The 13872-nt window shown below is 60.3% G+C and carries 17 protein-coding genes and 1 tRNA gene; 8 read left to right on the plus strand and 10 right to left on the minus strand.

What is annotated here, in order from left to right; genetic code table 11:
* The first annotated feature begins 74 nt into the window (after positions 1-74).
* The gene (locus ACR0MO_RS05470; RefSeq protein ID WP_170451545.1) at positions 75-881 is read left to right on the plus strand and encodes an ABC transporter permease subunit; all 807 of its coding nucleotides are present in this window, start codon (positions 75-77) and stop codon (positions 879-881) included.
* A gap of 72 nt (positions 882-953) precedes the next feature.
* Here the strand turns inward: ACR0MO_RS05470 and ACR0MO_RS05475 are convergent.
* Positions 954-1030, minus strand: a tRNA-His gene (locus tag ACR0MO_RS05475).
* Positions 1031-1077: 47 nt separating this feature from the next.
* Positions 1078-1560 (minus strand): GNAT family N-acetyltransferase, encoded by a 483-nt coding sequence (locus tag ACR0MO_RS05480; protein WP_170451547.1) that lies wholly within the window; start codon positions 1558-1560, stop codon positions 1078-1080.
* 77 nt (positions 1561-1637) lie between these two features.
* Between ACR0MO_RS05480 and ACR0MO_RS05485 the strand changes: the two genes are divergently transcribed.
* Positions 1638-1826 (plus strand): DUF6324 family protein, encoded by a 189-nt coding sequence (locus ACR0MO_RS05485; RefSeq protein ID WP_170451549.1) that lies wholly within the window; start codon positions 1638-1640, stop codon positions 1824-1826.
* 6 nt (positions 1827-1832) lie between these two features.
* On the opposite strand, the gene ACR0MO_RS05490 is transcribed toward ACR0MO_RS05485, so the two are convergent.
* A complete protein-coding gene (locus ACR0MO_RS05490) occupies positions 1833-2264 on the minus strand; it encodes an MmcB family DNA repair protein (protein WP_170451551.1) in 432 nt (143 codons plus the stop codon).
* A 115-nt stretch (positions 2265-2379) separates the two neighbouring features.
* On the opposite strand from ACR0MO_RS05490, the gene ACR0MO_RS05495 reads away from it, so the two are divergent.
* Entirely contained in the window at positions 2380-2700 is a 321-nt protein-coding gene (locus ACR0MO_RS05495; RefSeq protein WP_480625847.1) for an ArsR/SmtB family transcription factor, read from the plus strand.
* On the plus strand, positions 2697-3122 hold the full coding sequence (locus tag ACR0MO_RS05500; protein ID WP_170621580.1) for an SRPBCC family protein: 426 nt from the start codon (positions 2697-2699) through the stop codon (positions 3120-3122). Before ACR0MO_RS05495 ends, ACR0MO_RS05500 begins: the two co-directional genes overlap by 4 nt.
* A gap of 213 nt (positions 3123-3335) precedes the next feature.
* Here the strand turns inward: ACR0MO_RS05500 and ACR0MO_RS05505 are convergent, their stop codons facing one another.
* Positions 3336-3641, minus strand: coding sequence for a hypothetical protein (locus ACR0MO_RS05505; RefSeq protein ID WP_170621579.1), 306 nt, complete (start codon positions 3639-3641; stop codon positions 3336-3338).
* Positions 3642-3735: 94 nt separating this feature from the next.
* Between ACR0MO_RS05505 and ACR0MO_RS05510 the strand changes: the two genes are divergently transcribed.
* Positions 3736-4515, plus strand: coding sequence for a helix-turn-helix transcriptional regulator (locus tag ACR0MO_RS05510; RefSeq protein WP_170621578.1), 780 nt, complete (start codon positions 3736-3738; stop codon positions 4513-4515).
* 156 nt (positions 4516-4671) lie between these two features.
* Here ACR0MO_RS05510 and nusB read toward each other — a convergent pair whose 3' ends face one another.
* The 4 genes from nusB to ACR0MO_RS05530 form a co-directional block, all read right to left on the minus strand.
* Positions 4672-5154, minus strand: coding sequence for a transcription antitermination factor NusB (gene nusB, locus ACR0MO_RS05515; RefSeq protein ID WP_170621577.1), 483 nt, complete (start codon positions 5152-5154; stop codon positions 4672-4674).
* Positions 5151-5702, minus strand: coding sequence for a 6,7-dimethyl-8-ribityllumazine synthase (locus ACR0MO_RS05520; protein ID WP_170621576.1), 552 nt, complete (start codon positions 5700-5702; stop codon positions 5151-5153). Before ACR0MO_RS05520 ends, nusB begins: the two co-directional genes overlap by 4 nt.
* A 2-nt stretch (positions 5703-5704) precedes the next feature.
* Complete coding sequence (ribB, locus tag ACR0MO_RS05525) at positions 5705-6826, minus strand: 3,4-dihydroxy-2-butanone-4-phosphate synthase (protein ID WP_170621575.1); 1122 nt, start codon at positions 6824-6826, stop codon at positions 5705-5707.
* A gap of 108 nt (positions 6827-6934) precedes the next feature.
* Positions 6935-7522 carry a riboflavin synthase gene (locus ACR0MO_RS05530; protein ID WP_170451568.1) on the minus strand — a complete coding sequence of 196 codons (588 nt, stop codon included), beginning with the start codon at positions 7520-7522 and terminating at the stop codon, positions 6935-6937.
* 163 nt (positions 7523-7685) lie between these two features.
* On the opposite strand from ACR0MO_RS05530, the gene ACR0MO_RS05535 reads away from it, so the two are divergent.
* The 3 genes from ACR0MO_RS05535 to ACR0MO_RS05545 all read left to right on the plus strand — a co-directional run bounded on the left by ACR0MO_RS05535 (position 7686) and on the right by ACR0MO_RS05545 (position 12201).
* Positions 7686-8984 (plus strand): capsular biosynthesis protein, encoded by a 1299-nt coding sequence (locus ACR0MO_RS05535; protein ID WP_170451570.1) that lies wholly within the window; start codon positions 7686-7688, stop codon positions 8982-8984.
* A gap of 79 nt (positions 8985-9063) precedes the next feature.
* The gene (locus ACR0MO_RS05540) at positions 9064-10197 is read left to right on the plus strand and encodes a polysaccharide biosynthesis/export family protein (protein WP_480581718.1); all 1134 of its coding nucleotides are present in this window, start codon (positions 9064-9066) and stop codon (positions 10195-10197) included.
* Positions 10198-10212: 15 nt separating this feature from the next.
* Positions 10213-12201, plus strand: a complete 1989-nt coding sequence (locus ACR0MO_RS05545) for a capsular polysaccharide biosynthesis protein (RefSeq protein ID WP_480890061.1) — start codon at positions 10213-10215, stop codon at positions 12199-12201.
* A gap of 8 nt (positions 12202-12209) precedes the next feature.
* Here ACR0MO_RS05545 and ribD read toward each other — a convergent pair whose 3' ends face one another.
* Both ribD and nrdR read right to left on the minus strand, forming a co-directional pair.
* Positions 12210-13310 (minus strand): bifunctional diaminohydroxyphosphoribosylaminopyrimidine deaminase/5-amino-6-(5-phosphoribosylamino)uracil reductase RibD, encoded by a 1101-nt coding sequence (gene ribD / locus ACR0MO_RS05550; RefSeq protein WP_480890064.1) that lies wholly within the window; start codon positions 13308-13310, stop codon positions 12210-12212.
* Entirely contained in the window at positions 13307-13777 is a 471-nt protein-coding gene (nrdR, locus tag ACR0MO_RS05555; RefSeq protein ID WP_170451578.1) for a transcriptional regulator NrdR, read from the minus strand. Before nrdR ends, ribD begins: the two co-directional genes overlap by 4 nt.
* Between the last annotated feature and the right edge of the window lie 95 nt (positions 13778-13872).

Consider the following 13872-nt stretch of genomic DNA (forward strand, 5'->3'; position numbering starts at 1 on the left):
CTCAACCGGGTGCCGCACGCGATTGCAATGCAATGGCTTTCGCGCACGCGGTCTCCTTTGCAAGGAGCCCGGGCATGAGTTGCATCCAGACAATTCAGGACTACGCCCTCCGCTCTGTCGGCATTGGCGAGCGCTTGTTGCCCAAATCCGACTTTACCCTGTGCGAGCAGTTCACGCTGATTGGTTCGGGCATGATCTGGAATGTCTATTTCGGGATCATGGCCCTTGCGACCGGGTTCTTTCTGGCCACCGCGTTGGCCGTCGGCAAGGCGTCCCCGAACAAATGGATGCGCAAGCCTGCGGAATGGTTCATCTTTCTGTTCCGCGGCTCGCCTTTGTTCATCCAGTTCTTCTTTGCCTATTTCTTCTTCCTGTCGCTGAAGAAACCCTATCCGATGTTCGACGCCTTCACGTCGGCCTGGCTGGGGGCGCTGATCGTTCTGTTCCTCAATACCGCCGCTTATACGGGTGAGATCTTCTATGGCGCCCTGCGCTCGATCCCCAAAGGCGATATCGAGGCGGCGGATGCCTATGGCATGACCGGCTGGGCCCGCTTCCGCCGGATTGTATGGCCCACTATGTTGCGACTGGCATGGCCTGCATACACGAATGAGGCGATCTTTCTGTTCCACGCCACAACGCTGGTCTTCTTCTCGGCCTTCCCCGCCTGGCAACAACGCGGAGATGCGCTGTATTACGCCAGCTATTTCGCGGACAAGACGTTCAACCCGTTTGTGCCTTACCCGATTCTGGCCTTCTACTTCATCCTGCTGACGCTGGTGATCATCTGGGGCTTTGGACTGGTCAACAAACGCCTGAACCGGCATTTGCCCGCCGCGAAACAGAGCAAGATGAAGTTCAAACTGAACCTGGCGCGCTGAATTCAGGCGCGCCATTGGCACACCGCAATGACCCGCCAAAAAGCGCGAGTTTTGTGTTTCATATTGGGGAAGTGGTACCGCCTCCCTGGCTTGAACAGGGGACCTCTGGATCCACAATCCAGCGCTCTAACCAACTGAGCTAAGGCGGCACTCGTGAGGGGCGATTTACCGAACGCGCCCGGGGAATGCAAGAGGATTAAAGCTGAATTTTCCAGCTTTGTTCGACAAGATCGACCCCGAAAGACCGCACCGGTTTGCTGTCCACCAACTGCCAACCGGTGGCCTTGTACAGCGCGCAGGCGGCCTTGTGGCTTTCATGGGTCCATAGCTGCATCTGTCTGTATTCGGCAGCCCGAGCAAAACCCATACAGGTTGCCAAAAGCCGCTTGCCCAGCCCCAAACCGCGCGCCTCGGGCACCAAGAGGAACAGACGGAGTTTTGCCGTCTGGTCATCCAGCCTGACGCAAAAGATACTGCCCAACCGCTCTCCGTCCCGCTCGGCGATCCAGCCGCGCTCGCAGGTCGGATCATGATCCGCGATGAAGTCGTCGAGAATACGCGCCACCAGCGGGGCGAATGTCTCATCAAAGCCTTCGTCCCGCGCATAAAGCGTGCCGTGCCGTTCAACCAGCCACGGAGCATCTTCGGCCCGGAATTGTCTGAGATCCACATTTGCCATGCCATATCTGAGCGCATTGGCGGCTTGATTCTCAACCCCGCGCGCGCTAGCACGAGTGCTCAGTCCCGGAGGCGCGTATGGGTATCAACACCGAACGAGACATTCAGGCCAACCTTCAGATCGGGCCTACCGATCAGGGGATGGTGCGTTTGTTCATCGAGGCCGATGGCATCGAAATTCCAATGGATTTCGACCCCGAAGAGGCTGAAGAAATCGCCGACGAACTGCGCGCAGCAGCACAGGCGGCGCGCGCCGTCAAAGACTGACCAGCTTCAAATTCGCGGATCACGCAGCGCCAGCAGACGGCGGGCCGCGTCGGTTGCAAATTTCTGGATCATCTTCTTGCGCCGCGCCGGGGCCAGCTTGTCTTCGGGTGCCATTCTGATGATCTCTGCATCATAAGCGTCGGCGATGATCAGGCCGGTTTCCTCGGGCAACAGCTCGGTCGGGAACTCGGTATCCACGGCCCAAAAGAATCGGTCGCACCACTCCAGATAGCCCTGCCATTTCGAATCCGACTGATAATCGGCGCGACTGGATTTACACTCGATCACCCAAAGCTCACCCTTCGGGCCCAGCCCCATCACATCGACGCGCAGGCCACGCGCCGGAACGAATTCCTCAACGGAAACAAAACCATGCGCGGTCAGGTGACGCGCCACGCCACGCGCAAGTTTCTGTCCGGGTTGCAGATCCAGTGTCATGTGAGAAATGTGAACAATTCGTGAACAAATGTAAAGCCTCCGCACGGGACTTGACATGATACCGTATGGTACTGCATTAATATGATACCAAATGGTATCTTTACCGAGGTGACAAATGCAGACCCTAACCCAAAACGCGTTTCGTGCGCTGGCCGACCCTACCCGGCGTGACATCGTCAAACTGCTGGCGTGCGAGGATATGACAATCGGCCAACTGACGGACCGCTTCGACATGACCCGCGCCGCCGTCAAGAAACACCTGACGGTCCTGTCTGATGGCGGGTTGATCACGGTTGAGGCGCGCGGTCGTGAACGCATCAATCGCATAGAACCCCGCGGTATGGCCCCGGTTCTGGACTGGCTCAGCTACTTTGACCAGTTCTGGGATGACCGCCTCAACTCTCTCAAGGAAGCTATTGAAAGGAAAGACAAATGACCAAATCTGTATTACAAAAAACGATTTTTCTGCGGGCCGAACCGGAAACCGTATGGGCCTATTTGACCGAGCCCGATAGGCTGGCGGAATGGTTCCACAAACCCCAGCGCCCATTGGCCAAGGGTCAAAAGCTTGAGATGTACGGAACCACCAGCGGCGACCTTTTGATCTGGGGCGACGTCCGCGAGGCGCGCGCGCCGGAATATCTGGAATACACCTTCACCGTGAAACCCATGGGCGACGCCGTCAGCGTGGTCAAATGGACGCTTACTCCGGTTGCGGGCGGAACGCGTCTGAGCCTGTTGCACGAAGGCCTGCCGCAGAATGCCGACGCCTTCGGCCTTATCCTGGCGCTGGACAACGGCTGGGACGAGCATTTCGGCAAGATGCGCACGGCATTGCACGAAACTGTTGATGCGTGACCCCTTGTGCGAACCCGTCAGACGCCCTAACTAAGCGCTTGGCGGGTTCTGCCCTTCTTGTGACAGGTAGCATTCTGGTGGCCTTAAGCAATTCCGAGGGGGCTGGCTCTGTTCAGGTCCTGGCCTGATTACCCGGCGCCCACCTGTACATACAGGTCCTCGGGAATCACACCGCACGGTTGGCTGGCGGTCCCGCCACTTTTCCCCTGAAATTCAGCGCTCTGCGCGGGCTTCCTGCTTGGCCATAGCGGGCTTGAAGCTGTGCACGACGGGCGATCCGCGACGCGGACCACCGGGCTTTTCGGCCATGCTCATGATCTTGTAGGCGAACTGCACCCCGGCAAAGACGATCCCGTTCATGAACCAGATCATCGCAAGCGCGATCAACCCGACCTCGGACCCGAAAATCAGCCCCCGCAGGTTCGCGACATTCAGCGCCAGCAGCACGCCGACAAACACAGCCGAGATCACAAATCCCCATGCAACTTGCGTAATGTAAAGGCGGATCAGTTTGGGCATCACAAAGCTCCTTGTCTGATGCCACGAGGATAGCGCATGGTCGGACAGAGTAAACCGCGCCCCGCCGGGGTGCGACACTGTATGCGGAGTTTCAATGAATGCCCTCAGCCTGTTCGCGCTTGACCTACTCGAAGCGCTGTCTTTGCGTCACGACGATCAGGAACGGTGGGAGTTCACGTTAGACCGGCTGGCCGAGATCGGATTCAACGCGCTGAACATGGTGTGCTTCACGCCCGAGACCGGCGCGATCCATTGGGTGCGCAGTTCGATGTCCAAGGGCTGGCTGAACCGCTACGACACGCAAGGCTATGCCGAAGCGGACCCCATGCTGGCGCAGGTTCAGAACGGCAAGGAAAGCCTTTACGTGCAGGCCGCAAGCCTGAAACCGTCGGATGGCCATTCCGACAAGGCGCTGGGTCTGAACCACGATCTGGAGAAGGCCGGATATATCCACCTGTATTCTCTGGTCGTGCCCTGCCCCGACAACGAGGCCAAGCTGGTCGTGCTGGCCTCGGACCAACAGGACGTCCAGTTGATGATGACCGAACAGCAGCGGGACATGCGCGTCTTGGCCACCGTGCTGGCCACCAATCTGGGGTCGGACATCCCCAGCAATCATGGCCGTGTCTACGACATCGCCAGCATCGCACCGACCGCGCCGGACATGACACTGCGGGAATTGCAGGTTCTGAACCTGCTGGCGCTTGGCCACCGCAACGACAGGATCGCTGAACAATTGGGCCTGTCCGAGATCACGATACGCACCCATCTGAAAAACGCGCGTGACAAACTGCAGGCCCCAACCCGCGAATCCGCCTTGGTCCGCGCGATGCAGCTGGGCCTGATCGATCCGCAGCGCTATCGGAATCGATAGGTGGCGCGTCAGAGGATTTCCGTTAAAGTGCTGGTGTCTTTGGATAAAACTGTGAGTGGTGGACACCGGAGGCTTGTTTTAACAAGTGTATTGCAAACGTTCAGGCGCAGCTCGGTTTCGAGTCTGCGCCTTATTCTTGTCGTCCGGTGATGTGGCTCAGAACGCCTCGGGCTGGGCCTCACGCGCCATGTGGTCCAGCACGGCGTTGACGAATTTCGGCTCTTTGCCTTCAGGGAAGAAGGCGCGCGCGACGTCGACGAATTCGGTGATAACCACCTTGGGCGGCGTGTCGCTTTGGGTCAGTTCGGCCCCGGCGGCGCGGAACAGCGCCCGCAGGGTCGGATCGATGCGCGAGATCGGCCATTTGGCGACCAGCGCACGGTCGGTCATCTGGTCAATCGGAGCCTGATAGTTCACAGCATTGTCCACCAGCGAGCGGAAGACGCTGATATCGCCATCCAGCATCTCGTCCCCTTCATAGACAGCGCCAAACCGGTGATCCAGAAACTCATTCACGACGGCTTCGGTCGTCTGGCCCGACTGCTCCATCTGGAACAGCGCCTGCACGGCATAAAGCCGGGCGGCGGATTTCATCAGGCGTTTCTGGTTGGCCGGTTTCGGCGCGTCTGTCTTGGTCATGCTGTCGAGGGTCCGTTGCTGTCGCCCGCCACAAGGATGGACTCGGACGGCGGCTTGAATCCGACGCCCTTTTTGGAAGAGCCCCACTTACGGCTGAGCGCGATCAGATGCAAGGCCGCAGCAGCCGCGCCGCCGCCTTTATTCATCTTTTCGGGGTTGGCGCGAACTTCGGCCTGATCGTCATTTTCCACAGTCAGGATGCCGTTGCCGATGCACAGGCCCTGCAGGCCCAGCAACTGAATGGCGCGGCTGGAGTCGTTGCAGACAGTCTCATAGTGCGTGGTCTCACCGCGAATGACGCAGCCCAGTGCGACATAGCCGTCGAAATTGCACTGGCGGTCCGCCATAGCGATGGCGGTGGGGATCTCCAGCGCGCCGGGCACCTCGACAACCTCACAGGCGCCGCCAGCTGCTTCGATCTCGGCCTTCGCACCGGCGATCAGGTTGTCTGCAATCGCGCGATAGAAAGGGGCCGCCACGATCAACAGCTTCACCGGCTTGTCGAATTTGGGTGTCGGCAAAACGCCATGTTCGTCTTGAGCAGCCATGATCAGTCTTCCTTCAGGATCGAACGGGTACCGACGATGGACAGGCCAAACGCGTCGAGCCCCAGATATACGGTTTCAGGCGAGTCCGTCAGCAGCACCAGTTCCTGAATGCCCATCTTGGACAGGATTTGCGCGCCCAGACCGGTTTGCTTGATCGTGCGCGGGCCTTCATCTTCGGCCGCATACAGCGAGTTACGCGGCTGCCGGAACAGGCAGACCACGCCGCGCCCCTCTTCTGCGATCTTCTCCATCGCGCGCGGCAACTCGCGCGAGGATTTGGGGCCGAGGCCCAGAATATCCGGCGCTTCGTGCAGGGCGTGGGTGCGGGTCAGAACCGGCTCTGGTGTAGTCACATCGCCTTTGACCATCACCACATGCTCGATGCCGTGCGTCTGATCGGTGAAAATCCGCATCTCCCATTCGCCGCCATATTCCGAGTTGACGGTTTCACGCGAGGTTTCGACTACCAGATTGTCATTGCGCGACCGGTAGGTGATTAGATCGCTGATCGTACCGATCTTCATGTCATGCTCTTGCGCGAATTCCACCAGATCGGGCAGACGCGCCATGGTGCCGTCAGCCTTCATGATCTCACAGATGACACCCGACGGATTCAGCCCCGCCAGACGCGAGATATCTACGGCGGCCTCGGTATGGCCTGCACGCACCAGTACCCCACCCCGCTTGGCACGCAGTGGGAAGATATGGCCGGGGGTTGCGATATGGGCCATCGTGTTCTGCTCGTTGATCGCAGTTGCCACCGTCAGCGCGCGGTCGGCGGCGGAAATCCCGGTGGATACACCCTCGCGCGCTTCAATCGACACGGTGAAGGCCGTCTCGTGACGCGACGAGTTGTTCACGGCCATCATCGGCAGGCCCAGAGCATCCACGCGTTCGGCGGTCATCGGCAGACAGATCAGCCCGCGCCCATGGGTGGCCATGAAGTTGATCGCCTCGGCATCGGCAAATTCAGCCGGGATCACCAGATCGCCTTCGTTCTCGCGATCCTCGTGATCGACCAGGATATACATCCGGCCCTTGCGCGCCTCGTCGATGATCTCTTCGATCGGGCTGATCGCGTCACGCAGTTGGGCCTCGACCGGACCGGGGGTTTCAAAGCTCATGGGGCAGCCTTTCACAAGAGCATTTCTGCAAGGCGGGATAGACCACACTGCGCCCAAAGGCCAGAGCGCAAACGGCGCTGGCCTGTCAGGACGCGACGTATTTCGCGGTCAGGACATCTCGGCCAGGCGGGCGACGTACCGGGCCAGCGTGTCGATTTCGAGGTTAACGTGATCCCCGACAGCAACATCACCCCAGGTCGTGACCTCTTTGGTATGCGGGATAAAGTTGATACCAAAATCACGACCGTCCACGTCATTGACGGTCAGCGAGGTTCCGTTCAGCGCAACCGACCCTTTCGGCGCAATGAACCGCGCCAGATCCGCAGGCGCGCGCAACGTGACCCTTGTGCTGTCGCCCTCATCCTCAACCGCAACAACCTCGGCAACGCCATCGACATGGCCCGAGACGATATGACCGCCCAGTTCGTCACCCACCTTCAAGGCGCGTTCCAAGTTCACCCGCGATCCGGTGGTCCAGCTGTTCAGGTTGGTTTTAGACACCGTCTCGGCGCTGATTTGAACGTCATACCAATCGTCGCCCAGCGCGATCACGGTCAGGCACACGCCATCGCTGGCAATCGACGCCCCGATATCGATGCCGGACGTGTCATAGGCAGTCTGGATGCGGGCGCGCAGGTCGCCTTGCTGCTCCAACTCGGTGACAGTGCCGACATCGGTGACGATCCCTGTAAACATCCTGTTAACCCTCGTTCCCTAACCTGAGCGTGTTTTCACAAGCTGAGGTACGCCCATCCCCTTGCGCGGGCAAGGACCCGACACGGTAAAAAAGGCCGGATTGAACAAAAAACTGGCGAGATACGGCATAGATTCGCCCAGAAGTTTGGATATTGTCACCAAGATGAACCACTCAACCACCGCACGAAATAACCGCGTCTTCCTGTTTCTTCAGGGGCCCCATGGGCCGTTTTTCAGCGCCCTTGGGCGGATGTTGCAGGCATCGGGCGCGCAAGTCTGGCGCGTGGGGTTCAACGCAGGTGATCGGGCGTTCTGGTTCGACAAATCCAGCTATATCCCTTTTCGCGACACGCCGGATCGTTGGTCCGAAACCCTGATTGACCTGATCGTCGGAAAAGGCGTGACCGACATTGTGTTGTATGGCGACACCCGCCCGGTGCATACGCGCGCCGTTGAAATCGCGCGGTCGCGCGGCATCACCGTGCATGTATTCGAAGAAGGGTATCTGAGGCCCTGGTGGGTCACGTATGAGCGTGGCGGCTCGAACGGAAACTCGCGCCTCATGTCGCTGAATGTCGAGGATATGCAACAGGCGCTGGAGCATTCGGACACGCAGTCCCCGCCGCCACCGTCGCATTGGGGGGATATGCGCCAGCACATCTTCTACGGCGCGCTTTACCATTGGTTCGTGTTGTTCCTGAACCGCCGTTACCGGAACTTCCGCCCGCACCGGGAATTGCCGGTGTCAAAAGAATTCCGGCTATATTTCAAGCGGCTGGCGCTGATGCCGTTCCATCGCATTCAAAGGGGTTGGTCCACGGGATTGGTCCGCAAAAGCCCCCACCCCTATCACCTTGTTCTTTTGCAACTGGGTCACGACAGCTCGGTTCAGGCGCATTCCGATTACTCAGGGATGAGCGCGTTTCTCGAACAGATGATCACGGGTTTTGCCAAGGGCGCGCCGGGACATCATCGGCTGGTGATCAAGGAACACCCGTTGGAAAACCACCGCGAACCGCTGCGTCGCCGCGTACGTCAGATGGCACGCGCGCTTGGGATCGAAGATCGCGTTCACTATGTGCCGGGCGGCAAGCTGGCCAAACTGCTGGATGAGGCGAACTCGGCCGTCACGATCAACTCAACGGCCGGTCAACAGGTGCTGTGGCGAGGCATTCCGCTGCGGATCTTCGGCAAATCGGTCTATGACAAGCCAGAATTCGTGTCGCATCAAGCCATCGAAGACTTCTATGCAAATCCCGATATGCCGGACGCCAAGGCCTACCGCATCTATCGTCAGTTCCTGTTGGAAACCAGTCAGGTTCCGGGCGGGTTCTATTCGCGCCGGGGGCGCCGGCAACTGCTGCGCCGCGCCGCAGATATGATGTTGCGCGCCAACGATCCTTATCAGAGTGTCCTCAGAAACAACGAGGCACTGACGCCACAGTTGCGGCTCGTTGAGTGAAATGGGGCATCCTCTGCTGGATGTTGTATCCCGAAGCGGGTAAGTTTCCCAAAACTAAGAATACTGAGGATCATCGGCAGTGCAGAGCTTTCCAATCCGATGGATGCGGGGGATTACCCTTGTGGGCCTTTGCGGCCTTTTGGCCGCGTGTCAGCTTCCCAAATCCGGACCGAACAAATCAGAGATTCTGGCAGGCTCGGTCGAAAATGGCGGCAATGCCTTCGTGGTTGAAGTTGATGATCGCGTCACACGGGCAACCTCCAGCGTTCCGCAGTTTGGCTTTTCGTCGTCGTTCAGCAGTGCGCAAAGCGTGGCGGCCGATACGGTGCGCCCCGGCGATGTTCTGGGCCTGACCATCTGGGAAAACGTGGATGACGGGTTGCTGGCGGGCGAAACCGGCTCGGCCACTGCGCTGGACGAAGTGCAGGTCGACAGCGAAGGTTTCATCTTTGTACCCTATGCCGGACGCCTGCGCGCCGCCGGGAACACGCCCGAGCAGTTGCGCATCCTGATCACCAACCGCTTGCAAGAACAAACCCCTGACCCGCAGGTCGAGGTGCGCCGCGTTGCCGGCGATGGCTCGACCGTGTCTCTCACAGGCACAATCGGAGCCCCCGGCATTTACCCGATCGAACGCCCCACCCGCACCTTGCTGGGCATGTTGTCTCAGGCGGGCGGCGTGGCCGTCGGATCGGACATTGCGCTGGTCACCCTGATCCGGGGCGACCAAAAGGGCACGGTCTGGTATGAAGACCTGTTCACCAATCCAAGGCTGGATGTGGCGCTGCGTGGCGGCGACCGTATTCTGGTCGAGGCGGACAGCCGATCCTACATCGCGCTTGGCGCAACCGGCGGGCAATCTCGTATCGCCTTTGACACTCAGGACCTGTCAGCTTTGGAAGCCCTGGCGCAGGTCGGCGGCCTGCAAGGCCTGTCATCGGATCCGACCGGGATTTTCATCCTGCGGAAAGAACGTCAGGACATCGCCCGCAGCGTTACGGGCCGGGCCGAACTGCAGGGCGATCAGCGGATGATCTACCTGCTCAACCTCACCGCGCCGAATGGCCTGTTCATCGCCCGTGACTTTGTCATCCGCGACGACGACACGATCTACGTGACCGAAGCACCCTATGCGCAGTGGAGCAAATCGATCTCGCTTATCGCGGGCGGGCTGACTCCGGTTGCAAACGTCGCGACCCTGACCGGCAACTGATCCGTGACCCCCGAAATGGACACCGCAGCCGGGGCGGATCGCTTTCGGCTGTTTGTGTATAATGGGGGATTTCTGACCAATCGGCGCATTCGGCACATCCTGTCCTTGGCTGGCTATGACATTCGTCTGGGCCTGCCGAAACCCGGCGACATAGTTGGGGTTTGGGGCAATAGTCCGACCGCCCATCGCGGCCTGCGCGTTGCGAGTAAGTACGATGCCCCGGTCCTGCGGGTCGAAGACGCGTTTCTGCGCTCGCTTCACCCCGGTCGTCAGGGCGAAGCGCCGCTGGGCTTGCTGGTGGATCGGACCGGGTTGCATTTCGACCCGTCTGCGCGATCTGATCTTGAGACCCTGTTGGCCACGCACCCGCTGGATGACACTGCGCTGCTGGACCGGGCTCGGGGGGCAATCGCGCGACTGAAAGACCTGCATCTCAGCAAATACTCGGCCTTTGATCTGGATATTGCACCGCCCGATCCCGGATATGTGCTGGTCATCGATCAGACCCAAGGCGATGCGGCAGTTACGGCCAGTGGCGGCGACTATGCCCGCTTCCGAGAAATGCTGGTGATCGCGCAAGAGGAAAACCCGGGCGCAAGGATTCTCATCAAAACGCACCCGGAAACGCAGGCCGGTCATCGCGCGGGGCATTTCAGCGATCAGGACCTGTCTGACCGGGTGTCCTTTCTAAGCGACCCGATCAGCCCGTGGTCCCTGCTGGAAGGCGCGGTTGCTGTTTACACACTATCGTCGCAACTGGGGTTCGAGGCTATTCTGGCCGGACACAAGCCCCGCGTCTTTGGGCAGCCTTTCTATGCGGGTTGGGGACTGACGCAGGATGAAGACCCAATCCCGCGCCGTACCCGCAATCTGACCCGACCGCAATTGTTCGCGGCATCCATGCTGCTTTACCCAGTCTGGTACGACCCATATCAGGACCAATTGTGCGAGTTGGAAACCGTTCTGGACACGCTCGAAGCGCTGAGCCGCGCGTGGCGGCAGGATCGGTTTGGCTGGACCGCGTCGGGCATGCGGCTGTGGAAGCGCAAGCATCTGCAACAGATGTTTGGGCGTCACAAAAAGATGCAATTCACCTCGGCCCCGCCGACAACGTCCGATCGCCCCCACATGGTCTGGGCCAATCAGGCCCGGGATGCCGAAGGGGCCATTCGGGTCGAGGATGGCTTTTTGCGCTCGCGCGGATTGGGGGCCGAGCTGGTTCCGCCTCTGTCACTGGTGACGGACGATCTGGGGATTTACTACGACCCCACACGGCCTAGCCGGTTGGAGGAATTGATCGCCCAGCGCGAAACCCTGCGCCCCGATCAGGAACGGCGGGCCGAGCGGCTGGTCAGCAGGCTGCTCTCGGACGGTCTGAGCAAATACAACACCGGCCAGCCCGCGCCGACCCTGCCAGATGGGCACCGCATTCTTGTGCCGGGACAAGTTGAGGATGATGCCTCGATCCTGTTGGGCACCAGCGGCGTGCGCACCAATCTTGAGTTGCTGCAAACCGCGCGGGAAGCGAATCCGGACGCCGTTTTGATCTACAAACCTCATCCCGATGTCGAAGCCGGGCTGCGTGAGGGGCGCATTGAGGCGGAGGAACTGGCGGATCTGATCCTCGACAATTGCGATCCGGCGTCTTTGCTGCCTCATGTGAACGAAGTCTGGACCATGACCTCGCTACTGGGGTTCGAGGCGCTTTTACGCGGTGTTCAGGTCACGACGCTGGGCGCGCCCTTTTATGCCGGTTGGGGGCTGACAACCGATTTGGGTGCGGTGCCTGTCCGGCGCGGCGCGCGCCCGTCCTTGATAGGGCTGGTTCATGCGACGCTGATTGATTACCCGCGCTACATGGATCCGTTGACCGGACAGCCCTGCCCGGTCGAAGTCGCCGTTGATCGGTTGGTGAGTGACACGGCCGCGCCAACGGGGCCTTTGAACCGGTTTCTGTCCAAGCTTCAGGGGGCGTTTGCCACACATGCGCATTTGTGGCGCTGACCGGAACGTCACTGCGTTGGACGTCGCCAACGATGCAGAATGTCGGGACCGATAGCGCGGGTTTCGATCAGTTCGAACCGGGGGGCCGCGTCCAGCTTTTCCAGCCCCAACCGACCAACTGCGGCCAAACCCTCGGCCCCGATGGTCAGGCCCGCGGTGAAGCCGACCAGCTCATCCACCAGGTCCTTTTCCAATAGTGAGGCAGCAAGCGCGGCCCCGCCTTCGCAAAACACTCGGGTCAGCCCGGCCTGACCCAGTTGCTGCAACAGATCCGCCGCATCAATATGGTGATCCTGCAAGGCACAGGGGATCCGGCGCGCGCCCAGCCCGTCCCATGCGCGCGCACGTTCGGCATCGGGATGGGGGCCGTGGCACAGCCAGACCGGAACCTCGGCTGCGGTGCGCGCAAGCTGCCCCATAAGCGGCAAGTCGAGATGGCGGGACACGACAACGCGCACAGGCTGCTGCGCGACGCCCAGATCACGCACGGTCAGCGACGGATCATCCGCCCGCGCCGTGCCTGCACCCACCATCACCGCATCATGACGCGCGCGCATCGCGTGAACGGCGCGGCGCGCCTCGGGGCCCGTGATCCACTGGCTATGCCCGGTCTGGGTTGCAATGCGCCCGTCAAAGCTGCTGGCCAGTTTCAGGGTAACAAAGGGGCGGCCTTGCTCGGTCTTCAGGAAAAAGCCTGCCAGATCCCGTTCGGCCTGCTCGGCCAGAACGCCGGTTTCAACCTCGATCCCGGCTTCGCGCAACATGGCAAAGCCCTGCCCCGCCACGCGGGGATCACTGTCTTCCACGGCTGCAACAACACGCCCGACCCCAGCCTCGATCAGGGCTGCAGCGCAAGGCGGTGTCCTACCGTGATGCGAACAGGGTTCCAGCGTCACATAGGCCGTCGCGCCCCTGGCCGCGTCTCCTGCCTGAGCCAAAGCCTCGGTTTCCGCATGGGGTCGCCCGCCGGGCTGGGTCCAGCCTCGCCCGACAATCCTGCCACCCTGCACGACAACGCACCCGACTGCCGGGTTAGGCCAACATGACCCTTGGCCGCGCTGACCCAATGACAAGGCCAGCGCCATAAATCGCTTATCTGTTTCGCTCACTCGTCCGTCGGAGGCTGCGGCGGGCGCAGTTCGTGGACAAACTCCTCGAAATCATCGGCCGCCTGAAAGTTTCTGTAGACACTCGCAAAGCGAACATAGGCGACGGTGTCGATCCGCGCCAGAGCTTCCATGACAATCTCACCGATCTTTTCGGAGGGTATGTCGGTCTCTCCCATGCTTTCCAGACGCCGGACAATCCCCGAGATCATCTGATCGATCCGCTCGGGATCAACAGGGCGTTTCTGCATCGAGATGCGGATTGACCGTTCCAGCTTGTCGCGGTCAAAATCCTCGCGTTTGCCGTTGGTTTTGATCACCACCAGATCGCGCAGTTGCACGCGTTCATAGGTGGTGAACCGACCCCCACAGGCCGGACAAAAGCGGCGTCGGCGGATCGCGACGTGATCCTCTGCCGGGCGTGAATCTTTCACCTGAGTGTCGATATTTCCGCAAAACGGGCAGCGCATCCGCCGTCTCCTCGTCCCATGTTCGGCCTCTTTTTGTAAGCGCTACGGCTTACTTATCCACAACTATAGGGCAGCCGCTAGGATTTGGGTAGTCG

It is taken from the genome of Ruegeria sp. K5, from assembly GCF_056531805.1.